The 26,553-nt window shown below is 68.0% G+C and carries 10 protein-coding genes; all 10 read right to left on the reverse strand.

Annotated elements, in window-relative coordinates; all coding sequences use genetic code 11:
• Positions 1 to 164: 164 nt before the first annotated feature.
• Positions 165 to 842, reverse strand: a complete 678-nt coding sequence (locus tag J8I33_RS32915; protein WP_124595571.1) for a DUF429 domain-containing protein — start codon at positions 840 to 842, stop codon at positions 165 to 167.
• A gap of 10 nt (positions 843 to 852) precedes the next feature.
• Positions 853 to 1,377, reverse strand: coding sequence for an HD domain-containing protein (locus J8I33_RS32920; protein ID WP_209939843.1), 525 nt, complete (start codon positions 1,375 to 1,377; stop codon positions 853 to 855).
• A 120-nt stretch (positions 1,378 to 1,497) separates the two neighbouring features.
• Positions 1,498 to 4,968, reverse strand: coding sequence for a YhaN family protein (locus tag J8I33_RS32925; RefSeq protein WP_209939847.1), 3,471 nt, complete (start codon positions 4,966 to 4,968; stop codon positions 1,498 to 1,500).
• Between the two features lie 3 nt (positions 4,969 to 4,971).
• Positions 4,972 to 6,222, reverse strand: coding sequence for a DNA repair exonuclease (locus J8I33_RS32930; RefSeq protein WP_124654927.1), 1,251 nt, complete (start codon positions 6,220 to 6,222; stop codon positions 4,972 to 4,974).
• Positions 6,223 to 6,665: 443 nt separating this feature from the next.
• Positions 6,666 to 7,436 (reverse strand): hypothetical protein, encoded by a 771-nt coding sequence (locus tag J8I33_RS32935; RefSeq protein ID WP_209939851.1) that lies wholly within the window; start codon positions 7,434 to 7,436, stop codon positions 6,666 to 6,668.
• 522 nt (positions 7,437 to 7,958) lie between these two features.
• Complete coding sequence (locus tag J8I33_RS32940; protein ID WP_280920994.1) at positions 7,959 to 12,320, reverse strand: thioester reductase domain-containing protein; 4,362 nt, start codon at positions 12,318 to 12,320, stop codon at positions 7,959 to 7,961.
• Between the two features lie 57 nt (positions 12,321 to 12,377).
• Entirely contained in the window at positions 12,378 to 17,045 is a 4,668-nt protein-coding gene (locus tag J8I33_RS34900; RefSeq protein ID WP_209939856.1) for a condensation domain-containing protein, read from the reverse strand.
• Positions 17,042 to 22,660, reverse strand: a complete 5,619-nt coding sequence (locus J8I33_RS32950; protein ID WP_209939858.1) for a type I polyketide synthase — start codon at positions 22,658 to 22,660, stop codon at positions 17,042 to 17,044. Before J8I33_RS32950 ends, J8I33_RS34900 begins: the two co-directional genes overlap by 4 nt.
• Before the next feature lie 46 nt (positions 22,661 to 22,706).
• Entirely contained in the window at positions 22,707 to 24,968 is a 2,262-nt protein-coding gene (locus J8I33_RS32955; RefSeq protein ID WP_209939861.1) for an AMP-binding protein, read from the reverse strand.
• A gap of 68 nt (positions 24,969 to 25,036) precedes the next feature.
• A complete protein-coding gene (locus J8I33_RS32960) occupies positions 25,037 to 26,545 on the reverse strand; it encodes an AMP-binding protein (RefSeq protein WP_209939862.1) in 1,509 nt (502 codons plus the stop codon).
• Positions 26,546 to 26,553: the final 8 nt, after the last annotated feature.

The following is a 26,553-nucleotide window of genomic DNA, read 5'->3' on the forward strand; positions in this document are numbered from 1 at the left end:
TAGCGCCATCGGCGGCATTGCGCCGATGGCGAGACTTCCTGCGTCGAGAAACAACCTCTTGACGCTTCACAGCTAGCTGACCTCTTCGTCGCCGGGCCTGCCGCATCCCCTCACGAAACGCCCCCTGCGATCGCCATCATCCCGCGCAGAGCAGCACGCCGCTCCTACGGCGAATCGAGCACGATCGTCTCGCTCACCATCGGCACGCGGATGTATCCGCCCGCCGCATCGCCGTACGCATGCGCGTTCCCGTCGATCACGTATTGCGCGGTCAACGCACACAGCGTCGCGTCGCGCGCATCGACGGAACGCAGCGTCGATACGTCAATGCCCAGCCGCTCCAGCAAGTGCCGGCGCTGGTTGCGCTTCTGCTTCGCCGACGCCACGGCCTTGCCCAGCATCGCGCAGGTAATCGCATACGGATAGGTTTCGAAGCTCACGCGTCCGCCCGCGTAGCGCGCGTCGGTCAGCAGCGGATAGGCGCCGGCGAGCGCGCGGTAGACGCGCTCGCCCATGAACATCCAGTCGAAGAAGCCTGACGTGCTCGCGACGGCCTGCGCCCGCGACGGTGTCGGAAAGCACGAGATCCGTTCACGCGCGAGCGCCTGTTCGGCCGCGCGACGGCCGCTCCCTGTCCACCACAGGCTCGGCGCGTCGACGCCGATGGCGACGACATCATGAGCGAGGCACAGGGCGGGCAGCGACTCGGGCGCGATCCGCGCTTCCCGGCAGACGACCGTCGACCCACGCAGGATCACGAGATCGCACAGCTTCCTGTCGCCGCCGACGTCGACGCCCGCCACGGCAGCCGATTGCCGTGCGGCGGATCGGGCCGATCGCATAACGCGTGCGTCAGTCCGCCGGCCGCGCGGCGTACGCGGTGTCGAAGATCGCCTCGAGACCGGGATGGACGCCGCGCATCGGATCGACGACCGACTTCGCCCAGTCGAAGTACGCCTGCTTGCGTTCGAGCGGCCAGTCCGCGGGCGGATGCCGGGCGATGTCGCGCAGGTTGCAGATCTTGTCGGCCAGCTTCACGAGCTTCGCGCGCCGGCTGATGGTGGCCGCGTGTTCGACCTGCAGACGCTTGCGTTCTTCCTTAGGCAACGCCTTGTCGTCGGTGACTTCCATCACGATGTCCGCCACGTCCTTGCCGAACAGCCGCAGCAATTCCTGCTCGGTCGTCTCCGTATCCTCGACTGTGTCGTGCAGCACCGCCGCGACGATCACGCGTTCGTCCTCGACGCCGGCTTCGTTGGCCAGCACGTCGGCGAGCGCGATCGGATGATTGATGTACGGCGACGCCTCTTCGTCCTTGCGCCGCTGATTGCGATGCTTGTCCGCCGCGAACGCAATCGCGGCTACCAGCTTCTTCATATTCCCCCCTCGTGTGGCCAGACCCGCGACCGTTGAACCGGCCGCATGCGTTTCGGAACTGCTCATACTACCTGTACGCGATGACCCTTCCCGCGCGCCGACCCTCCGGCATACCGCGCATCACGCGCCGGCCGGCGCGCGCTGCAACTCGACCACGTTGACCCGCGCGCCGAATACGTCCCGCACGAGCGGCAGCAGGTGGTCGTGGTGCGTCAGGAACAGCACCTGGGTGCGCGTCGACAGATCGCGCAGCGCATCGAGCCCCGCCTTCGCGCGCGCATCGTCGAAATTGATGAACAGGTCGTCGGCGACGAACGGCAGTGCGGTGCGGCTGCCGAGCTGCAACTCCAGCGCCGCGATCCGCAGCGCGAGGAACAGCTGATCGCGCGTCCCTTCGCTCAGCCCGGCGACCTCGACCGACGTTCCCCTCGCGCGGCGCGCATACAGCGCGGGCGGCGTCCGCTCGGTATCGACGGTCAGCTTCGCGAATTCGCCCAGCGTGAGCCCCGCGAAAATCTCGCTCGCGCGCCGGAGCATCGGCCCCTGCTTCTGGTCGCGGTAGCGATCCGTCGCCCACTTCAGCAAGCGGCTCGCGGTGGCTGCCTCCAGATACTGTTCGGCCGTGTCGCCCATCGCCGCCAGCGCCTCCTGCCGTTTCGACTCGGCAACCGCCGCGTTCGCCTGGCCGTCGATCGCGCCGAACGCCTGGTCGGCCACGACCTGCTGCTGCGCCAGCTCGTTCAGCCGCTTGCCGACATCGCCGAGCGACTGCTTCACCGCTTCGAGATGCGCGGGCACGTCGGCAATGTCCTGTTCCGCCACCTCGGCCTCGACGGCGGACCGGGACAGCCCGTCGCCGTCGCGCACCAGCGCTTCATGCGCGGCATCGACCGCCTGCCGAAGCTGGCGCTGCCGATCCGAGCGCTCGGCCAACGGCAGCGCCGCGTCGATCGACGCGACGCCGGCCAGTTGCAGCAGCGGCTGGATCCGCGCATCGGCGCCCGCGACCGCGGCGGCCGCGTCCGCGACCTTGGCGTCGGCCTGCCGCACGGCCTCGTCGGCACGATCGATCGCCCGCGCGACTTCCCTGGCGGCCGCGAGGCGCATCGTCAGCCGGCGCGCCACGTCCGGCCAGTCGCCGCTCGCCAGCCATTCCGGCGCGAGCGCTTCGGCAAGCCGCCGCGCGCCGGCCTCGAGCGCGGCCAGCTCAGCGCGGATCGCGGCGATCCGGTTGCGCGGCGCGTCGGCATCGGCCAGTTCGGCCGTCACCGTGTTCGCGAGCCCGAGCGCGCCTTCCGCCGCGGCCAGCGTCGTCGCGCTCGCGGACAGTTTCGCATCGGTCAGCGCGTCGCGCCATTGCGCTTGCCACGCGTCGTAAGCCGCTTGTGCAAGGTCGGCCCGCGACTGCGCGGTCGCGCACCCGCGTTCGGCTTCCCGCGCGCGATCGTCGAGACTGTCCTTTCGTGCGGCCGCTTTCTCGGCCGACTGGACGAAGGTCTCGGCAACGGCGACGAGCGCGGCCAGCCCGTCCGACTCGCCGCCTCGCGATACCGTCGACAGCGCCGCACGCAGCGCGGCTTCCGCGCCGGCGCGGGCAGCACGCATCGTGTCGAATTCGCGGCGCTGGCGATCGAGATCGGCCTGCGCGGCGAACACCGCGTCGCGCTTCGCCAGCCAGTCGCCCATCGCCGCCAGCGGCATGCCGGGCACCGCGGCGGCCGTCGCGAGCGCGGCCCAGGCGTCGCGATGCGCGGCGCGTTCGCGCTCACGTTCGTCGAGCGCGGCCTGCCGGCGCGCCACGCCCGCACGCGCGGATTCGACCTGCTGACGCAGCGACTGCAGCGTCGCCGCGGCCTGGGTCGCACCGAGCTGTGCATCGACGAGTTCGTCCGCGAGACGAATCGCGTCGTCGACCGCCGGCGCGCCCGTCACGAGATCGACGGCGCCGCGGCGGATATCGCCCCACGCGCCATCGCGACGCGCGCGTGCCGCCAGCACGTCGGCGGTCGTGACGACCTTGTGGTTCTCCGCGAAATGCCTTTCCTGCAATTCAAGCCGCTCGAGCTCTTCGAGCGCACCGTCCCGCGCGTCGCGCGCGGCAGCGACGGCGCTCGCGCGTTCGCTGTCTTCCTTGAGCAGCGCGGCAAGCCGCGCCGCCGACGGCACGTCGAGCGCACGCAGCGCGTCGACCGGCATGCGCCATTGGCCGAGTGCATCGAGCGCGCCGGACAGCGTGCGTTCGGCAGCCGCGATGTCGTGCGCGAGCGCCTGCTCGCGCGGGCCGCTGTTGCGAAAACCCTGCGCGTCGGCCAGCGCCGCGCGCAACGCTTCCGGCACGTCGACGGTCGACAGGCGCGCCTGTTGTTCGCGGACCTGCGCCAGTTCGCGCGTGCGTTCGTCGAGCGATTCGCGCGCGCCGGCAAGCGCCTGGTGCAGCGCGCCGTGTTCGCGCAGCAGGTTCGCGACCGTCTTCAGCGACAGCGCCGTCGGCAACGCGGCGCGCAGCGACGCTTCGTCCGTCGGCCAGCCGAGCTGCGAAGCCGACGACGACGCGGCGCACAGGTGCCGCTCGACGTCCGCGCCGAGCAGCAGCAGATCCTGCGCGTGATTCATGCATGCGCCGCGCAGCCGATCGAGCGCCTCGATATCGGCTTCGAGCGCCAGCGTGTCGGCGTCCGCGGCGATCGCATCGCGCGCCTGCCGCTTCGCGAGCAGGTCGGCGCGCCGTTCCTCGAGCACCTTCTGCTCGGCCGCGAGATCGCCCTGCGCCTTCAGCAGATCCGCATACGCGGTCGGCGGCAACTCGACGACCGCGCCCAGTTCGGCCAGCGCCGCGTCCTTGACCGTCAGCTCCTTCAGGTACGGCGCGAGCCGCCGCACGCGTTCGAGCTTCGAGCGCAGCGCTTCGAGCCGGCGCTGTTCCGCGCGCGCCTGCTCGATCTGCTGCTCGACCGCTTCGCGCGCGTCCTTGCGATCGACCCAGTCGCGCGTGCGCACCTGGACCGTCTTCAGCTCGGCCACCGCTTCGTTGAATGCCGTTTCGGCCAGCGCGAACGCGCTACCGCTGCGACGCGGCGCCCACAATTCGAGCGCGCGCGCGTCGAGTTCCTCGCGCACCGGCCCGAGGCTGCCCACCCCGGCAGCCGATTCGAACAGCACCTGGCCGAGCTTGTCCGATGCATCGAGAATGCTGCGGCCGCCATCGACCAGCCGCCCGTGATCGAGCCCGAACATCTGCTCGAAGAATTCGCGCGTCGCGCCATCGAGAATCGACGCCAGATAGTCGTCGGGCAGCTTGTCGTCGGCGGGCGTGCGCAACGGACTGCGCCCGCGCGCACGGTGGAACGCGAGTTCGCCCGTGCCGCTCTCCAGTACGCCGCCGATCCGCAACTCGGGCGTGCTGTGCAGGAAATCGAGCGGCGTCTGCAGCTTCATCCCGAACAGCAACTCGGACACGGCCGTGCGAATCGTCGACTTGCCGGCCTCGTTCGGCCCGACGATCACATGGAAGTCCTCGGCGGCCGACGGGAACCGCAGCGTCTCGTCGGTGAACTTGCCGTACTTGATCAGATCGAGCTGACTGATGCGCATCGCTTATTCCCCCCTCGCGAGCCGCGCCAGCAACGCGGGCCCGACTTGCTCGACCAGCGCCGTCAGCTCGCCCGCGCGCGCCATCGTCAGCAACGGCACGTCCTCCTTCACGTCGCTGCGGACCTTGCCGACGAACGGCTTCAGGTCGCGCTCGAGCAGCGCGAGGAAATCCGGATCGTGCGCGGCATCGGCCAGGATCTGCTTCAGGTCCTCCAGCGCTTCAAGTTGCTCGCTCTCGCCCGGCTGATGATCGGCAGCGGACGTCGCGAGCCGGACCTTCTCGAGCCACAGCCGCTCGTTGCCGATGATGCCGATCTGGTTCAGCACTTCCGCACGCAACTGCGGCGCGCGGCCGAAAAAGAGGCCGTGCGCGGGCGTGCGTCCCGTGACGGTGACGCGCACCGCGCGCGGCACGTGGCCGTCGACGGTCAACAGCGCCTCCAGCGACTGGCCGATCTTTCGCGACAGATCGGCCACCGACAGGCAATCGGACGCATCGACCGACACGGCTTCCCAGCGCAGCACGTCGAGATACAGACGTTCGACCTGCGTCCTGCCTTGCTCGACCGTGACGAGCACCGCGCCGCGCCGGCCCGTCTCGCGGATATGACGTCCCTGCAGGTTGCCGGGAAACACGACGGTGGAGGAGCCCGTCCATTGCTGGAATTCGTGCACGTGGCCGAGCGCCCAGTAGTCGTAGCCTTTCGCGTGCAGTTCGGCCAGCGTGCATGGCGCGTAGTTCGCATGCGCCGCGTAGCCTTCAAGCGCCGTGTGCAGCACGCCGATGTTGTAGTGCCCGGGCACCGGGTCCGGATAGCCGATCGCGAGATTGTCGACGACGGCCTTGTCCTTGAAGCTCTGGCCGTGCAGCGCGACGTCGAATTCCGGCAGCCTGACGGTTTCCGGCTTGCGGTGGCCGAACACGGTGACGTTGTCGGGCAGCGTCAGCTTCTTCGTCATCTCGCTTTCGGCATCGTGGTTGCCGCCGAGGACGAACGCGCGGATGCCGGCCTTGCGCAGGCGCCCCATCTGCTGGCCGAAGAAGATGCCGGTGTTGTGATCCTTCCAGTCGCCGTCGTACAGGTCGCCCGCGATCACGAGGAACGCGACTTCCTCTTCGATCGCACGATCCACGAGTTGCCGCAACGCCTCGCGCGACGCGTTGCGCAACTGCGCGGCCGGCGCGTCGGGATACGCGCTCAGGCCGTGCAACGGGCTGTCAAGGTGAATGTCTGCCGCGTGGATGAACTTCACGAAGGTTCCTCTGTTTCATGGCGAACGGGCGACGCCGCTCGCACGGGCCGTGCCGTCATGCGTCGTCCCGGTAGCCGCCGGGCTTGCCGCCGCACATGCGACACGCGTCGGACCGGATCATGCTGCCCGCTGCAAGCGGGTCGGGATGGTACCTGAAAGCGGGTAACGACATGCGCTCTCCGTCGGTCGGGATGACGGGGAAGCACGCGATACCGATGCGAACCGACATTGTGCCGCAGCACGAGCGAGCGACGGCGATACCGCGCCGCTGAAGAACGGGCAGCGCACGACATGATGGCCGCGCGATCGCCCAATAGCGCGGATGCGCGCCGAATCGTGTGTCGGGCGAAACCAAACGGAAACGGCGTTGAACAGGCAGCAGGAAAGCACACAGGCTCGCCCCGCGTGCGTCACGATGCACGCGGGCGCCCGGCTACCTGCGCTCACTCGCCGCGCGGGACCGGCGGCGGCGCATAGCCGTTGTCGTTGCCGGGAAACGGATTCGCGCTGCGGCGCAGCGCGTCCTCGTCGCTCTCCTTCTGCGCGAACAGCGCGACGCCGATCACGCCGACGTTCGCGGCATCGCCGTACTTCGAATTCGCGACATAGCTGTCGGGCACGGCCGCGAAGCGGAACGCGGCAACTTCGTCGCGGCTCTTGCGGAAGCCCTCGATCGTCAGCGTGCGGCCCGGATACAGCACGTAGCCGCCGTTCGTATAGCTGCCCGGCCTCCCCGACCGCACGTCGAGCCCGTCGACCGTCGACACGACTTCGAACGCGCGCCGCCCCTGGTTGCGCAACACGATCATGTAGCGCGAGCCCTCGACGCCCGCCATGTGCCAGCGGCCGTCGCGGCGCGCGAGACGCAGCGGCGCGCCCTTCTCGTCGGTAAACGACAGCGCGATGTCGCCGTTCGCGAGCGCGACGCGGGTCGGCAGCCGGCGCACCTGCGACGCGGGAAGATGGCCGGGCAGCACGTCGTTGTAGTAAACCGACGCGAGATCCGTCGGATTCGCCGGATCCGCGCGTTCGAATTCGATCTGCCGGGTTTCGGATCGCACCGACTCGCCCCACGCGGTGCCGAGCCCGCGGCGCTCGCTGGCATCCGGTGCGGGAGCGGACGCGGTGGTACTGGAAGGCGGCGGGGGCGGCGCCGCACAGGCGGCCAGCCACAGCGCGCAGGCGAGCGCGAGAAGACGGAACAGAATGGTCATGACGTGATGCCTCGGAATGTTATCGGACCGCGCCGGGCGCGCCGGAACGGTGTTTTTGTATCGTCTGTCGTCACGGTGTCGATCGGACATGCTGGCCCGTGCCGACCGGCGCTGCCATCGCGGCGACCGGCGGTCGGGAGCCCTGCTATTTAAGCATGGCGCGCGTGCATTGGGCAGGGGTCGGCCGTCGATCCGGGATTGATCGAGCGCGGCACTTCGGTGATATTCGTTGGAGGTATTTTCTCACCGATGGGCGCGTTGCTGCCGGGCGACCCTGCGCGGGTGCATCGTCAAAGCTCGGCACTTCAACCGCTCGCGATCCGCGAATACAGTCGGCAGATAACGTTTCGATGCCGGCGCGACTTGCAACAAGGCAACGTATCGCTCTCGGGCAATGCGGTAACCGGGACGACGGCGGCCCCCCGTCCCGGCATCGACTATTCGACGACGTCGGTCGTCGCGATCCGACGGCGCCGACCTCGGATCATCGTCTCGCGCGCGGTCTCACCGGCGAACCGCCCCTCATGCGGTGACCAGCTTTTCATCCGGCTGCTGGAGAAAACCGTCTTCGTAGAAGTAATCGAAGAACGTGCGCAACCAGTCGTTGGCCGGACGCAGACTCGATGCGAGCACGTCGCCCGCGAGCCGCTTCAGTTGGGTGACGTCGATCGGAAGAATGCGCCCGACCGTCGGATCCGCAACGGGATTCAATTTCTTGAGCACCGGAATCAGCATCGAAAGCGGATGCGCCGGGTCCTGCCGCACATGCTCGGCCAATGCCGCGAGCCACGCGTCGTAGCTCACCCGCTCGATCGCGAAGCCTTCGTCTTCGATGAAATCGACCAGCGCGTCCAGCGAGTTCCAGCGCGGGTTGATCACATGCACGCCCTGCCCCGCGGCAGTCGGGTCGAGCGACGCGCGTACGATGATCCGGCTGACGACGTCGACCGGCAGGATGTTGTCGAATCCGACGTCGCGCGGCGCCTTTCCAAACAGGATGATGCCCTTGATCAATCGACAGAACAGATCGTCCAGGTTCATCCGCCCGCTCACCGCATGCCCGACGATCCGCGCCGGACGATAGACCGTGACGGGAACGCCGCGCGCGTGCGCCTGCGCGAGCAACTGCTCGGCGACCCATTTGCTCTGTTCATAGCCGCTCGTCAGATGTTCGTGGAACGGCACCGCGAGCGTTTCCGGCAACGCATCCGAATAACGGTTCAGCGTGCCGACCGTGGACACGTAGTGAATCGGCGTCACGCGATGCAGGCTCGCCAGTCTGACGATGTCCTGGGTCGCCAGCACGTTGACCTGCTTCAGCGTTGCGTACGGATAAACGAAGTTGACCAGCGCGCCGTTGTGGTAGATCGCATCGATTTCACGTGCGAGCGCGTCGAATGCAGCCGCCGACAAGCCCAGGTTCGGTTCGCCGAGATCGCCCGGCACGGCGACGATCCGATCGCGGTGCTGCGCGTCCCACAAGCCGTGCGACTGCATCGCGGCCTCGATACGTCGCACGCCGGCGGCCGGATCGTCGGCGCGCACCACGCACATCACGCGTGCGTCGGTCGTCGCGAGCAGCGTATGGAGCAGGTGCACGCCGAGGAATCCGGTCGCGCCCGTGAGCAACACCGTCCGATACGGGCGCCACGCATACGGTTGCCGTGTCCCGATCGCCGGGTCGAGCCGCGCTTCGCCCGGCAAATCGACGGCCGGCGTATCGCGACGCACATCGCCATTCGCGATACTGGCGGCCAGGCCGGCGATCGTCGGCGCGGCCAGCAGCGTTTCCATGTCGATCGGGTGCTGAAGCCGCTCGCCGATCTGATACAGCATCACGGTGGCTTGCAGCGAATCCCCGCCGAGATCGAAGTAATTGTCGTGAATGCCGATACGCGGCTGCTTGAGCAACACGCACCAGATGTCGTGGATCGCCGTTTCCACCAGGTCGCGAGGCGCCGCATGGCGACCATGCCGGCGAACCTCGACGTCACCGGAAAGCAGCCGGACACGGTCGATCCTGCCTTTCGCGGAACGCGGCAGGGCGGCGAGCGCGACGACTGCGCCGGCGGACAGTGCCGGCACGCCGCGCAGCCCGGCCAGTCGGCGCACGATGTCCGCGGCGTCGGCCGTCGCGTCCTGATGGAACAGCGCATGGTCCCATTGTCCGCTTTCGGCGATCCGCTCGACGAGCGCCACCTCATCAACGCCCGCCTGCCGTGCGACGTCGGCCTCGAAATCGAGCCAGTCCGCCGTCGTCTCGTCGGAACACGCGCTTCGGTCGGGCAGCCACGTATGACAGCCATGCTCGGTGTGCCACGCGTCCAGCGTCGTGCGCAACCACGTACCGTTGCGCGTGACGGTCAGGCTGTCGCGGTCCGGCTTGCCGTTGCGCAACATCAGATCGGGCACCGAATGCCCCGACACGACGAGCGTACCGAGCGCGTCCCCACCCGCCGGGTTCAGATGGGTGTCGGCGACGAACACGGATTCATTGGCCGATACCACGCCCGATTCGACGCGATCGAATCCATCGGCCGACGACACCGCATGCGGGAGCGACCACGCAGGCCAGCACAATTGCCGGAAACGCTTCGCGCCGGGTGCGAGCTCGGCGAGTCTCGCGGCGTCCGCACGCGTCAATGAGCGTGCATCGGCCATGACCCAGTCGGTGCGAAGCGCGCCGGCCGACAGCATCGACGCGGCGCGGACGATATGACGCGTCGCTTCCGGACTCAGGACGATACCGTGCCAGTGCGCATCCGGAGACGCCGCTCGCCGCAGAAACGCGGGATCGCCGGCGCTCGCGATCTGGTGCAGCGACAGCCCGGCACTCAGTGCGCCCAATACCGTCCACAACGCCGTATGCGACAGCGGCCCGTCGCCGAGCGCAACATCCCGCGATGCACCGGCCGGTACCGTCGCGCCGAACGCGCGCGCGGCTTCGACAAGCTGGGCGTGCGTATAGCGCACGACATGCCAATCGCCATCGACATCGCGCCGCAGCAGCGAACATGCGCCCTGTACCGGATCTGAACGATCGTCGAGCGCACCGTCGATTTGCCCGTACATCGGGTCCTGCTCGTCGAATACGTAACACATGACGCCGGTCAACGGCGTATGCTGCGCGGTCGTCACGCAGCTTCGCAGCGGTTCCGGCGACCAACTGCCGTCGACGAGCGCATCGAACGCGGCCGACGGCAGATTCGGATCGGTCATCGCGCAATCGACGCCATACGTCAGCCCGGACAGCAGCAAGACCAGCCCGGAGACGGGGTCGTCGCATGCAATCAGCACGCGCTCGCCCGGCCGATAGCCGAAACGCCGCCATTGATGAACGGCACGCTGCACGCGATCGGCCATCGTTCCATAGGTGACGCCGTGCGCGCCGCCCGGCGACTCGCGCCCGTCCAACCGGGCAAAGGCGATTCGATCCGGCGTGCGTGCGGCATGCGCGGCGATATGCGCCGACAACGTCGCGTCGCCCATCGATGCGTGTGCGGATGCGTCGGACACGCCGCCGGTACCCGTCGACGGTCGCGCATCGAGCATGAGATCGCGCACTTTTCGCGGGGTCGCGTCGGCCAGGATTTCGAGGAGCCCGCGGTACTGCGACGCCATGCGTTCAATGAACGCCGCGTCGAAGCGGGCCGTGTCGTAGGTCAACTGAAACGTCAGCGTATCCGTCGGCAATACGATCAGCGCCAGCGCATAGCTCGTTTCCTCGACGGCGCGCGGGTCGTCGATCCGCCACCCGCAACTCGCCGCGAGCCGGTCGAACGCATCCCGGCCCGGATAGTTCTCGAATACGTAAAGCGTGTCGAACAGCGATTGCTGGCGCGGCACTTCGCTGCATTTCAATACGTCCGCGAGTGCGCTGTGCGCATGCTGTTCCAGGCGCTGCGTACCGGCTTGCAAGCGTCGCAACCAGTCGGCCGTATCGAGCTCGCCGTCGAGCGTCGCACGCCACGGCAGCGTGTTGATGAACAGGCCGGCCATGCGTTCGATGCCGTCCACTTCTGCCGCACGTCCCGATACGACGATGCCGCCGACGACGTCGTCGCAACCGCCGTAGCGCGCAAGCAGCATCGCCCACGCACCCTGGCACAGCGTATTGAGTGTCACCCGGGCGACGCGGCACGCGCGGCCGGCCGCCTCCATCCATCCGGCCGGCATCGTGTCGGCCCGAACCGACAGCGTGCGGCGCGTGTCGGCGCCGCTTGTGGCACCGTTCGCCGGCGAAGGGCATACCGACGGCGCGAATCCTGCCGGCCTGCGATAGCCGCGCAACAGATCGCGCCAATAGTCGAGCGAACTGTCGCCATTGCGTGTGCGCAGCCACGCAACGTAGTCGCGATAGTCCCGCGCGACGGCAGGAAGCGGCGCGTCCGGGCGGGAATAACGCTGAAACACCTCGCCGAGCAGCAATGGCATCGACCAGCCGTCGAGGATCGCATGGTGATAGGTCCACAGGAACCGATGCCGCTCGTGACCGAGGTCGATCAGCGTGACGCGCATCAGCGGCGCGACGCTGAAATCGAAGCCGCGCGCGCGGTCGCTCGCGAGCAATCGATCGAATCGATCGGCTTGCTCGTCGGCCGCGTGATCGCGCCAGTCGATCACCTCGAACGGCAACCCGACCGTATGCCGGACGACCTGCAACGGATTCTCTTCGTGCAGGCGAATGAACAGCGTCTTGAGTGTGTCGTGGCGATGCACGACCGCTTCCCACGCGCCGCGGAATCGCTCGAGGTCCAGCGGGCCATGCAACACGCAGGAAAATTGCTCGACGTAGATGCCGGAGGCCGGATCGAGTCGCGAATGGTGAAGCATGCCTCGCTGCAGAGGCGTGAGCGGGTAAATGGTGTCGACGTTTCGGGTCATCCTGGATTCCTGGTGCGGTCATGCTCGACGAACGCGCGGTATCGCGCGCCGCCGCGTTCAGCGCTCGAGTGCATCGATTTCTTCCAGCAGCGCGTCGAGCGCGTCCTGGTCGACATCGAGTTGAGGAACGTCGTCGGGTGTCAGACCGCCCACCCCGTCGGCGCTGCAATGGCGAATCAGCATCGTCAGCGCCTCTTCGACGCGGCACATCAGGCAGCCGATGCTCTCATCGACGCCCGGCACCCCGAAGAAGCTGGACTCCACGGTCAGCCTGCCGCGCGACACGTACGCGACGACGTCCAGCAGGTGCGTGCGCCGCTGGCGCGGGCTGCGGATGCCCGGCGCCGGTTCGGGCGGCCCGCCGTACAGCGGCGACGACGGTCCCGACAATTGCTCCAGTTGACCGAGGTAGGTAAACAGGATCGGTGCGCGCGGAAACGATGTCAGCGCATCGGCGCCGGCCTGCGGTTTCGTGTCGAGATAGCGCAGCACGCCATAGCTCGCGCCCTTGCGCGGCACCTCGCGCAGTCGGGCCTTGACCGACTTGATGAGCGCCGACGGATCCGCGGCGGTGGCCGGCGTGTCGATCAGCACCGGATAGATCGACGTGAACCAGCCGACCGTGCGGCTCAGGTCGATCGCGTCGCCGAGGCCATCCCGGCCATGCCCCTCGACGTCCACCAGCAACGCATCGCTGCCGCTCCAGGCATGGAAACCCGCGTGCAGCGCGGCGATGAGCAGATCGTTCGCGTCGGTGCCGTAAGCACGCGGCGCCGTGGTTCGAAACGCGTGCGTCAGATCCGCATCGAGCGTGATCGCACAACTGAGCGACGATTCCTGATAAGCATGCTGAACGATCGAGGTCAGCCCGTGACGCATCAGCGCCACCCGCTTCGGCCCATCCAGCACGTCGCGCACCTGTGCGTTCACGTTGCGCCAGTAGAGACGGTCGTCGTCGAGCGCGTCGCCCTGCGCCAGCGCAAGCCACTGGTCCACCCAAGCCTTTACGGAGCTCGTCTTCGGCGGCAACGCCGCCGCCGTGCGGTCGCGCAAGCGCAGATAGCAATCGGCCAGGTCCTGCAGCAGGATGCTCCAGGACACGCCGTCGATCGCCATGTGATGAACGACGATCAGCAGCCGGCTGCTCGACACGCTGGTGCTCTCGAGCCACCTGACCGCGATGAGCCGACCGCCCTCGAGGTCGAGGCTGCGCTGTGCGGCGTCGATCGCATCGCGCCACATGCGTTCGCAATGCCGGCCAGCCGAGTCGATACACGGGACGATCGCAAAATCGACGGCGTCGGCGCCGCCGTCGCCGGCAAACATGTGCCGCATTCCATCGCCGTGCGCGACAAACCGGGAACGCAGCACGTCGTGATGCCGCATGACGACGCGAATCGCCTCGGCCATGATGTTCGCGTCGGGCGTCTCGCCGAGCGGAACGAGCAGCGCCTGGTTGAAGTGCGAACGATCGACGTCGACGCGCTCGACGAACCATTGCGCCGCCGGACCGAGCACCGTCTCGCCCTGCACCGGCCCCTGATCGACATCGAGGCCCGGCGTCTCGCGCACCACCGTCGACAGGCCCGCCACGGTCGTATGCAGGAAAATGTCCTGCGGCCTCAAATACATGCCGTCGAGCGCGGCCCGCGATACGATGACCGCGGCGAGAATCGAATCGCCGCCCAATTCGAAGAAATCCTGATCGACGCCGACCGACGGCTGGCCGAGGACGTCGGCCCAGATCGCCGCGAGTTTGCGTTCGATGTCGGTCGACGCGCGACGGTCGGCCCGCTCGCTTGCGCGAGGCAGCGGGAGCCCGCCTGCGTCGAGTGCGCCGCCCGCGTCGAGCGGCAGCCGGTCGAGCACCACGATCGCGTCGGGGTGCATCGCGTCCGGCAACGCATGCTTCAATGCCGAACGCACCGCGTTTTCGAGCGCATGCGCATCCACGTGGCCGTCATCCGCGACGAGATAGGCGACCAGCATTTCCTGCGTGTCGCGGACGACGCATGCACAGGCGACGGCGGCCACACCGGGGATCGCGGAGATCGCCTGTTCGACCGTGCCGATTTCGATCGGCACGGGCCGGTGACGCGCGACCCGTGACGAAGGATCGGCGCACAGCAGGTCGCCGCCACGGCGCACGACCGACACGCCAGTGGGTATCAGCGCCCTGTCCGGGGGCGCGGTTTCGAGTGCAGCTCCTGCAGCCGACGCGCGGATCGACGCGCCGTCGAAGAAATGCAGTTTTCCGGCCTGGCGATCATCGGCGAAACTTCCGGACGATCCGAGCGCGAATGCAACACGTCCCGGATACGACGGCGCCAGCAATTGCCAGCCGTCCGGGCCGGCCGCAAACGCACACAGCGCCGAACCGGTAGCCGCGTGCTGCACCGGGACGAAGTACGCCGCCGTGGGTATCCGGTTGGCCGCGGCGAGCGACTTCAACGGTTGCGGATGCTCGCCGTACGCGACAAGCGCGCGTGCCCGCCCCACGCCGGCGACGTCCGCACGTTGCAACAGAAGCGACGGCAGCAGGAGCGACGGGCCGTCCGCGAGCAACCGGTCGAGTGCCGCGTATGCGCTGTTCGCGATCGCAGGGTCGCCGGAAGCGAGCGCGCCAATGGCGGCCTGCTCGGACAGTCGAGCCGTGCCGCCGACAAGTACGGCCTGCGCAAGCGCCGCTGCCGACAGCCAGTCATGCGCGCCGTGCGGAACGAGCGCCGTTGCGTGGGCGTCGAGATGGAGCAATTGACCGACATAGTCGAGCAGCGGCTCGACCGCAGAAGCGCTGCCTGCGGCAACGCCGTCGCCGCGCGCGGCGTCATCGCGCGCCTGCACCACTTCTATCGCGTCGATCTCCCAGCCGGACCAACCGTCGCCACGACCTCGGCACACTGCGTCGGCCGTGTCGCCCGACACCGTATAGCACGCGCCGACGGCGCGGATCGCGAGCAACGCGACCGCGCGCTCGGCGACACTTTGCAGTCGGAGTTCGACGCGTTTTCCGACGCCGATCCCGAGGCCGTCCAGTTGTGCACGGACGGCGCGAACCGCATCGCGGACCTCGCCATCGCTGATCGCGCGATGGTCGAATTGCCAGACCACGCGCGATGCATCTAGCTGCACCTCGGGTTCGGCATGGGCCGCGCGGCGCACGAATGCGTCGGCCGCGGCAATGCGGCTTCGCGCATCGTCGATCGGCGCGGTCGCGAGTGTGTACTGGTGCAGCGAACGGCGAGTGTCAGCCACCACCTGCTCGACGAGATGCGCATACTGGCTCGCGAATCGCGCGATCGTTTCGTCGTCGAACAGATCCGTATTGAACGTCCAGGCGGTCAGGTATTCGTCACCGAGATCCTGTACGTTGAGCGTCAGGTCGTGTGTCGCGCCGCGCGTACCGGTGCTCGATGCGGCGAGACGCTCACGATAGAACGGCACGCCGCTCCCGCCTTCGGCGGCGAAATCGCCGCGCGCCTGGTTCCAGTTGTACATCACCTGGTAGATCGGCGACCGGCTCGGATCGCGCGCCGGACGCAATGCATCGACCAGCAACGGAAACGGATAATCCTGGTGATCGAGCACGCGCAGCATCATTTCGCGCGTGCGCTGCAGCAGCGCGTCGAACGAATCGTCCGGTCGGACTTCGCACGCGAGCACGACCGTGTTCACGAAATGACCGACCACGCTCTCGCTGCCCGGCGCATTGCGCCCGGAAGTCGGTGCGCCGATCATCACCCGCGCCTGCCCGGTGTGAAGGTGAAGATGCAATTGATAGACCGCGAGCAGCAGCATGTACGGGGTCACGCGCAGCAGCCGGGCCGTGTCGCGCACCTGCTGCGATAGCGTCGCGCCGAGCGACCGATCGTAGACGCGTCCATGCTCGGTTTTGCGCGGCGGGCGCAACCGGTCGGTCGCGAGGCTCAACACCGGAAATCCGTGTGCCAGCTCGCGCCGCCAGAACGCCGCGAGATGCTCGCCGTCCGCGCCGTCGAGCCGTGCGCGCTCGTGTTCGACGCAATCCTTGTACTGCACCGGCAGCGGCGGCAACTTCAGCGGCTCGCCCGCGCGGGCGAGACGGTAGAGCGTGCGAAGCTCGTTGAGCAGGATCTCGAGCGACCAGAAATCGGCGGCGATATGGTGAACGTTCAACAGCAGCACCACGCGAATCGCGTCGGCGCCGTCGTGCTCGTTCAGCAGCAGCTTGAGCCGGATCGGCGATTGCGTCAGATCGAACGGGCGATTCGACTCTTCGTCGATCCACCGGCGGATCGCGGCTTCGTCGGCCGCGAACACGCGATCGACCGAGAACTGCGCGCGCGCTTGCGACCCCACCTGCTGACGCGGCTCGCCATCGATCACGCGGTACGCGGTGCGAAGGATCGGATGGCGTGCGATCAGATAGTCGACGCAGCGGCGCAGCGTGGATAGGTCGACATCGTCGTCGATGCGCGTCGCATACGTCACGTTGTATGCCGCGCTGTCGGGATTGAGCTGATGCAGCGACCAGAGCGATTTCTGCGCGAACGAGAGCGGGTAGGTGCCCGCCGTTCCCGCAAATTGCTCGAGCAGCGCGATGAGCGTCGCCTTGTGGGTCTTCAGCTCGTCGACGAGCGAAGGTGTGACCGCGCCCTTCGGCGCCTTGTATTGCAGCTTGCCGTCCTGGGTCCAGAGCTCGATGCCGCGCCCCGCCAGTTCGTTGATGAATTCGATCGAGCTCACAGCTCTCCTCCTTCCATTTCGACGCCGAACGTCGCTTCTCCTGACACCACGTCGATCCGGTCCGCCGCGCGCGATGGGGGTGTTCCGTCGGGCGCCCGCGACTCGCTGCGGTCGAGCGTCGTCACGATCGTGCGCACGACGTCGTCGACGGACGCGCCTTCGAGCAATCGCCCGAACGGAACATCGACGCCCAGCTCGCTGCGCAATGCATTGCGGAATTCCGCGGCCATCAGCGAATCGAGGCCGAGCTCGATCAGCGGAATATCCGGCGCGATCCGCTCGCTCGACGTATGCAGGGTCGCGGCGATGGCGTCGGTCAGGTGTCCGCGCAGCAATTGCATGCGCTCGTCGTCCGGCACCCCCGCGATGCGCTCGCGCAAGCCAGGGCCGGTACCGGCCGGGCGACTCGCCGGCGGCGCTGGCGGCACGAGTTCCGACAACAGCGCCGCCATCGCCCGGCTCGGGCTGCGCTTGATCAGCGTATCGACTTCCACGTTCCAGATCTGCGTCTGCCCGTCCGGTTCGGCGACCAGCGCGTCGAACACGCGCAGTGCGACGTCCGGCTCGATCGGCTTGAGACCGAACGATGCGATGCGGCGCAGTTGCCGCGCGTCGAGCTGATCGACCATCCCGTTGCCGCCCCACAGGCCCCAGTTCATCGTGTGCCCAGGCAGGCCGTCCTGGTTGCGCACGGCCGTCAGCGCGTCCACATAGGCGTTCGCGGCGGCGTATGCACATTGCCCCGGGGAGCCGACGCAGGCCACGATCGACGAAAACGACACGAAGTGCCGCAGCGGCAGATGCGCGGTCGCGCGATGCAGATTCAACGTTCCCGCGACCTTCGGCGCGAGCACCTTCAATACGTCGGTCATCGGCTGGGTCGCGAGCAGGCCGTCGTCAAGCGTGCCCGCCGCATGCAGGACGCCGACGAGGGGGTGCGCGGAATCCGCTTCGAGCGCATGGACGAGCGCGTCGATGTCGGCGGACGAGGCGACGTCGGCCGCCACGAATTCGACGATCGCGCCGTGCGCATCGGCGATCGACGCAAGTCGCGCGCGCTCGCTGTCGGCCGGGACCTGGCGGCTGGCCGACACGATCTTCGGCACGCCATTCCGGATCAACTGCTCGATCACCCGCGTACCGATTGCACCGCGGCCGCCCGTCACCAGATAGGCGCCGTGCGCAAGCGGTTGCGCCGCGCCGGCGTCGCGTGCGACGAGCCGCGGGACGTATACGGCGTCGCCATGCGACACGAACTGCGTCTCGCCGGTCGTCGCGGCGCCCGCCAATGCGGTCAGCGCGCGCGCGCAAGACGTCGCATCGGGCGCCGGCAGATCGACCACGCACACCGGAATGTCGCCGCTCTCGTGCATCAGGCTGCGGGCGACGCCCCAGGCCGCCGCCTGAAACGGCGCTACGCGCACGTCAATGCCGGGCACGTGCTGCGCCGCGTGGGTCACGATGCAGACGGCCGGCGTGCCCTGCGGCCAGCGAGCCGACTGCACTTCGCGCCAGAGGTTCGCGAAGCGCCGGTAAGCTGCGCCGACTGCGGCGAGTTCATCCTCTGATTCCGCGTCGTCTCTCGACGGCCACACATAGAGCAGCACGGTACGTCGTGCATCCAGGCCGGCTAGTGCATCGTCGAGCGCAGCACGAATGCGCCGGGTACCTGCATCGTCGTCGAACAGGTCGTCCGCCGGCAGCGCCGCGATTGCACACGCGTTGTCAGCGTCTTCACATGCCTGCGCCAGCATCGCGTCCAGCGCGGACCCGTTGCCGATCAGCACGAAGTTCGCGCGCGCGTCGGCCGCCTCATGTTTGGCCGCAAACAGCCGCCAGACGAGCGTGTTCAGCGCGACAGGCTCCGCGACCCGCTGAAACCGTCGCGGATCGACGGCCATCAGCCGCAATCCGGAGACGACGGCGACGCAGCTGCCCGCGTCGTCGTATATCCAGAGATCCGCGGTAGCAACGCTGCGCTTCACCCGAGCCCGCACTGCACACCACACCGCCTGCACGCCGCGCATCGGCATGCAAGCGATCCGTTCGATGCCGATCGGCACGAAGGCGGTGTTCAGCTCGGCATCCCATAGCGCGCCCGCGACGGTCTGAAACGCATTGTCGAGCAGCGCCGGATGAACGATGCGGACGAGGTCGTCCGTGCCGTCCGGCTCCATTTCGATTCGGGCCAGCGCCACGTCGTCGCCCCGCGACAGCGCGCGAATCGAGCGAAATGCACCGCCGTATTCGAGCCCGGTCGCTTGCAAGCGCGCGTAGAAACCGTCGACAGGCAACGCGTCGCCGCATTGCGCGCGCCATTCATCGAGCGCCGGCACGTCGGACACGTCGGCAACGCCATGCGTCGTCCCGATCTGCGCGGCGCACTGCAACATCCATTCGGGTTGGGACGCGGCCGTGTCGTGGCAGGCGTGAATGTCGATCCGCACGCCTGCTTCGCCCGGATGCGAGGGGTCACCTGCGTGCACGACCGTGCCGAACGTCACCGCGTTGCCGGGCTCCAGCGTGAGCGCGTTATCGAACGACACCTCACGCGCGACCAGCCAGCGGCCGGCCGCGGATTCCGTATCGCCGCCATCGCGCCGCGATGCCGCGTCGAGCAGCGCCTCGACGAAGCCTGCCGCCGGAAAAACGAGTTGCCCGTGCACGCGATGTCCGCCCAGAAACGGCAGATGCCGATCGGACACCTCGCTCTCGTAGCGAAGATGATCCGATGCCGGAATCGCGAGATGCCGGCCCAGCACGCCGCGACCGGCGGTCCGACGCGCGCCGGTTGCGCTCGTCAGCACGTTCGCCCGCTGCGCCGGCTCCCGCGCATTCACCCAGTAACGCTGCGCTTCGAGCGGATACGGCGGCAGCACGCCGCGGCGCGCGGCTTGCCGCATCGGCGCACCGGTTCGGGAGCGCTCGTATGCATGCCAGTCGACACGACGGCCGCACATATAGACATGTGCCAATGCACGCAGCAACTGCTCGGTTTCGCGCCCGTCATTGCTCATCGACGGCAGCGCAATCACGTTGCGATGATCCGCCCGCTCCGCCGTGCACGCGGAGACGAGGCTCGAAAGCGTCTTGCCAGGCCCGATCTCGATGGCCGTCGTCACCTTGTCGTCGAGCAGGGTGTCGACACCCGCACGGAAGGCTACGGTGGCCCGCACATGCTCGACCCAATATGCGGGATCGCACAGGCGTTCGGCCTCGAATCGGCCTGTCACGTTGGACACGATCGGAATCGCAGGCACGCGATAGCGCACGGTCGCGGCGACGGCGCCGAAATCGGCGAGCATCGGCTCCATCAGCGGCGAATGGAATGCGCGCGATACCGCCAGCGCCTTCGTCGCGATGCCGCGCGACGCGAACAGCCGCGCGATCGACTCGATTGCGTCCGGGTCGCCCGACACCAGCACGCTCTCCGGTGCGTTGTCCGCGGCGATGGCGACGCGCCCGGGGTAGTCGCGCACCGCATCGGCCACGTGACGCACGCTTGCGAACACCGCGAGCGCACGGCCCGGCGCGGTGAGCGTATCCATCAAACGTCCGCGCGCCGTCACGAGACGGCAGCCGTCCTCGATCGAGAACACGCCGGCGATGCATGCAGCCGCGTACTCGCCGATGCTGTGGCCCATCACGACCTCCGGCACGACGCCCCAGTGCATCCACAAGCGCGCGAGCGCGACCTCGAGCGCGAACATCGCCGGTTGCGTGTAACGCGTTTCGTTGATCCGGTCCTGATGGTCGCCCCACAGCACGTCCACGAGCGACAGTTCTCCTTGCGCCTCGATATGGCTGTCGCATGCGTCGAATACGTCGCGAAACGGCGCGAAATCCCGATAGAGCTGTCGAGCCATCCCGGCGCGCTGCGCGCCCTGTCCGGTAAACAGGAACGCAAGCCGGTCGCGGGCGCCGCCCGGCTGCCCGCTCCAGACCGTCATGGCCCGCGCGGCGTCCGACAGCGCATCGAGCAGCGTGTCGCGAGCATCCGCGACAATCGCCACGCGATGCCGATGGCTGTCGCGCGCGAGACGCAGCGCGCTGGCGACCGCGTCGGGCGCCAGCGACGCGTCTGCCCGCACGTGCGCCGCGCAGTCTTCGATCGCCTGTTTCAACATCGGCGCCGTGTGGGCGGACAACGGCCAGATATCGTGACGCGCGTGCCCGGCCAGCGCGACGTCCGCGTCGGGTTCCGCTGCGCGCGTCTCCTGCCATGCCTCAATGATCAGGTGTGCGTTCGTGCCGCTCATGCCGAACGAGCTGATCGCCGCGATACGCCGGCCCGGTCGGGACGACGGCCACGCCGCATGCTCGGTCGGCACGCGAATGCCGTTCGCATCCCAGTCGACGTGCGTGGTCGGCGTATCGAAATGCAGGTGCCGCGGCAATTCACCTTTCTGCAGCGCGCACACGACCTTCATCAGCCCGGCGACCGCGGCGGCCGATTCGAGATGCCCGATATTCGTCTTGATGCTGCCGACGTACAGGTCGCCGGTGCGATTCGTGTCGCGGCAATACACGTCCTCGAGCGCACGCAGCTCGATCGGATCGCCGAGCGGCGTACCGGTGCCGTGCGCCTCGACGTAGTCGACGTCGGCCGGCGACACGCCGGCATGCTCGAGCGCGTCGCGGATCACGTCGCGTTGCGCACGGCCATTCGGCGCCGTCATTCCGTTGCTGCGCCCGTCGTGATTGACGGCGGAGCCGCGGATCACCGCCCGGATCGGCCTGCCCTGCGCCCGCGCATCGGACAGCCGCATCAGCGCGACGACGCCGCAGCCTTCGCCGCGCACGTAACCGTCGGCGGCCGCGTCGAACGTCCGGCAGCGGCCGCTCGGCGACAGCGCCTGAAGCTCGCTCAGCGCGATCGTCATCTCCGGCGACAGCATCAGGTTGACACCACCCGCGAATGCGACATCGGACTCGCGGGTACGCAGGCTATGGCAAGCCAAATGGACGGCGACGAGCGACGACGAGCACGCGGTGTCGAGATGCAACGCCGGGCCATGAAACCCGAACAGATAGGAAATGCGTCCGGCCGCGAAGGGCCGCGCGGTACCGAGCGAGGTCTGCGCATAGCTGAGCGCGTCGCCCGCTACGCTCTCGCTGACGCGCGCGTAGTCGTCCACCGACGAACCGACGAACACGCCGGTTCGGTACGACGCGATCGTTTCCCGCGAAAAGCCGGCATCTTCCAGTGCACGCCACGTGCATTCGAGCAACAACCGCTGCTGCGGATCGATGTGCGGCGCCTCGCGCTCCGACACGCCGAAGAATCCCGCATCGAAACGATCGACGTCGTCGATGAACCCGCCATGCCGGCTGTAGCTCGTGTCGCGCCGGCCCGGCCGCGGATCGTAGATCGCATCGGTCCATCGGTCGGCCGGCACCGGGCCGACGGCGTCGGTCCCGTCCGCGAGCATCGACCAGAGCGCGTCGGCGGAATCCACGCCGCCGGGCAGGCGGCAGCCCATGCCGACGATGGCGATCGGTTCGCTCATCGCGCTGCGCGCTTCTGCCAGTTCGCGTTGCAGCGCGTCGATCTTCAGCAACGCTTGCTTCACGGGTGTAAGGGGCGCGGCGGGCGCGCGATTGGACTCGATCATGTGTACCACTCCAGACGTTCGCGGAACGAGACTGCCGGGGATCGGCTCAGCGCTGCAGCGCTTTCAGCAGCAGCGCTTCGGCCTGCGCGTCGGAGAGCGCCGCAAGCTGCTCCCGGGTAGGCGGCGCGTCGGCGCCGTCGACGACCGACGCGGAACGCGCGTGCGCGGCGGCCGGTGCGGGCGCGTCGCTCGATCGCAACGCATCGGCCGCGCCCTGCAACCGCGCCAGATGCGCGGCAAGCTGCTCGACGTTCGAACAGTCCCACAGCACGGCGGCGTCGAACGTCAGCCCGATCGTGTGCTGCACCTTCAACGAAAACTGGAGCGCGCTCATCGAGTCGAAACCCATCTCGACCCACGCGGCCGTGCGCGACACTTGCGCCTCGGCGATCTTGAGCCGCTCGGCGACGATCCGTACGATCCGGTCCGCGATTTCGCGCTCGATCAGCGTCGATTCGGAATGGGGCGCAACCTCGGCGACAGCCGGCGCCACCGCACCGTCACGCGCCGCGCCCGCATCCATCGCATAGGCGCCGTCGGTCCAGCTGGCGACGGCTCGCAGTTCGCCTTGCAGATACGCACGACGACACAGCGCACGCGCGATCTTGCCGCTGGAAGTCTTTTCGATGGTTGCCGGCTCGACCAGCACGATCGCGTGCGGCGTGACCCCGAAGTCCTCGCCGATCGCGACCACCATCGCGCGCAGCGTGGCGTCGAGGTCCAGCGTGCGGCGCGCGGTGCGCCCGACTTCCTGGATGATCACGAGCTTCTCTTCGCCGTCCGCCTGCACCGATACGGCAGCGCCGCACCCGCGGCGCAACGCCGGCACCGCGTCCTGCACGCACGCCTCGATATCCTGCGGATACAGGTTGCGCCCGCGAACGATCAGCATGTCCTTCACGCGGCCGGTCACGTACAGGCGGCCGTCGACGATCGCGCCCAGATCGCCGGTGCGCAGGAACGGACGGGCGCCAGGCGCGTCATCGACATGCGCGCCGAACGTCGACCGTGTCGCTTCGGGGTTGCCGTAGTAGCCCACGCCGATCGCGCCGCCGCGCACCCAAATTTCGCCGACGCCGTTCGGGTCGGCCACCGGGCAACCATCGGGCCCTGCGATCCGGATCTCGGTGCCGGGCGCCGTGCCGCCGCACGACACGAGGCTCTTCGCGTTCGCGGCGCCGGGCTGAACCGGTTCGACGATGCCTGCGGCAAGCTTCACGTTGTCGACGTCCAGATAATGGGCGCCTTCACCGTAAGGGACACCCGATACGATCAGGGTCGCCTCGGCCATCCCGTAGCACGGATAGAACGACCCAGGAGCGAAGCCGTGCGGGCTTGCGGCGTCGATAAAGTCGGTGACGGTCTGACGATGAATCGGCTCCGCGCCGCAGAACGCCACCCGCCAGCTGGACAGATCGAGCCGGCCGCCGTCGTCGCTTCCGTCGAGGGCGGCCGCGGCAAGCGCATACGCGAAATTCGGCCCGCCGGACGTCGTCGCACGGTGTGCGGCAATCGCGCGCAACCATCGCCCCGGCTGCTGGACGAACGCAACGGGCGACATCAGCACCACCGAAAGCCCGATCGACGCCAGTTGCAACGGCATCGACAGTCCCATGTCGTGATACAGCGGCAGCCACGACAGCATGCGCGTGTCGCGATCGTGCTGCATCAGCAGCGCGATCGACCGTTGGTTGTCGATGATGTTGCCGTGCGTGATCATCACGCCCTTCGGCGTGCCCGTCGATCCGGACGTGTATTGAAGAAACGCAAGATCGTCCGGCGCCGGCATGCGCGGCAACGCCGACGTGTCCTTCGCACCCGCGTCGACGAGCGCTTCGTACGTGACGAGCTGGCAGCCGGTGAACAGCTGCTGCGTCGCGCGCAGGGTCTCGATGGTCTCGACCGAGGTCGCCGGCGCGACGATCAGCGTGGCGCCGCAATTGTCGGCAATCGCGTGCAGCTTCGCCCATTGCGCGACCTTGCGTACCTGCTGCGGATGATAGGCCGGCACGGCGACGCGCCCCGATGCCAGACATCCATAGAACGTGCAGACGAACTCGGCGCTCGTCGGCAACAGCAGCAGCACGCGAGCGCCCGGCTCGGTCAGTTGCGCGAGTCCGCGCGCCACGCGCATCATGCCGGCATGCAGATCGCCGAACGTGCTTTCGCTTTCGATCGCCTCGCCGTCGCGCAGGATGGTCAGCGCGACGCGGTCGGGGTCTCGCTCGGTGTGATGGGCGAGCGTCTCGATGATGGAGGTCGGTTCGACTTCCATCTGAAACACGTTCGGATTCGGATGCGTCGTCATGGTGTATCCAGAATGAGGTCCGTGCGCGCCGCCGCGCAAAGGCGGCGGCTTGCGCACGGGGGGTGATCTCATGCGTGTCGCAGGAACGCGTCCGCGATCGCGCGGCGATTGAGCTTGAGGTTGCGCGTGCGCAATCCGCCTTCGACGTCGAACGCGCGGTCGGTGAAAATCACCTTCACCAGTTGCCGTTGTGCGGGCAGCGTGCCGTTGACCGCGCGGACGAGTTCGCGCAGCGCGTCGGTGACGTCGGGATCGTCCGGCCGGCGTGTCGCGATGACGACGCTGAGCCCCGCTTGCGGGCCCGCCATCACGACGGCCACGTCGACGCGCGGATCGCGATACAACAGCGCCTCGATCGGCTCGGGATGGAATTTCTCGCCGTTGCTCGTGATGATCGCGTCCTTCTTGCGCCCGACGACGCGCAGAAAGCCGTCGCGATCGAATTCGGCAATGTCGCCCGTCGCGACCGCATTCGGTGCGATGAATGTCGCGCGACTGTCCTCTTCCGGCGCATCGAAGTAGCCGAGCGACAGCAGGGCGTTCCGTGTGACGACGACTTCGCCGTCCCCCAGCAACGAGACGCTGCCCGGCTCCGCCGGCTGGCCGACCGTACCGACGCGTACCTGCCCGGGCTTGTTCCACGCAACCATGCCGGCCTCGGTGATCCCGAACGCCTCGTACAGCGCGATCCCGCAATCCCAGAAGAAATCGAGCGCCGCGCGCTTGATCGGCGCCATCCCGGTGACCATGTAGCGGATGTTGCCGCCGGTCAGCGCGCTCAGTCGCTCGGCGAGCGTCGACGGATCGCTGCCGGGCCCGGCAGCCGCGCGCGCCAGCGTATGCAGCGTCTCGTACAGCACCGGCGGTGCGATCACGAACGTCGGCTGGTGCCGCTTGAGCCCCGGAAAGAGTCCGTGGAACGGCACCGACACGAGATCGACCCCGTGATACAGGCAGAAGTAGTACGTCATCCGTTGCTGATAGTTCGCGAACGGCAAGAACGTCAGGAACCGCTCGCCCGGTGCGACGCCGAATGCGTCGCCATACAGACCGAGCAAGTGCGCGGTGCCGCGGCGGCTCATCACGAGCCCTTTGGTCCTGCCCGTCGTGCCCGAACTGAACACCAACGAATGGGTATCGGGCGTATGCTCGACCCGCACCGGTTCGATACGCGCGTGCGAATCGCCGCGGCTGGCGGGATCGATATCCACGACGCGCCCGGCAATCGTCTCGCCGGCATCGATCCATCGTGCGTCTACTGCCAGCACACTCAGCTGGTAGCGCTCGATCAACGCGTCGCACGTGTCGAGCAGGCCATCGTTCGGAAACGCGACCGAAACGCAGCCGAGCTCGATGCACGCCAGATCCCACACCATCCACGGATAGCCGTTCGGGGCCGCGATGCCGACGCGCGCCCCGGGTACGAGGCCGATTGTCTTGCCGCGCTCGACCGTGGCGAGCACGTCTTCGAACAGTTCGTGGAAGGTCCGGACGGTTTCGGCGCCCTTGTCGTCGACAAAGGTCAGCGTATGACTGTTGTCGCGCAAGCGCGCGACGAGATCGTCGAAGGTCATCATCGGCGTTG

The sequence above is a fragment of the Burkholderia sp. AcTa6-5 genome (assembly GCF_017815075.1).
In the GTDB taxonomy this organism is placed as follows: Bacteria; Pseudomonadota; Gammaproteobacteria; order Burkholderiales; family Burkholderiaceae; genus Burkholderia; species Burkholderia sola.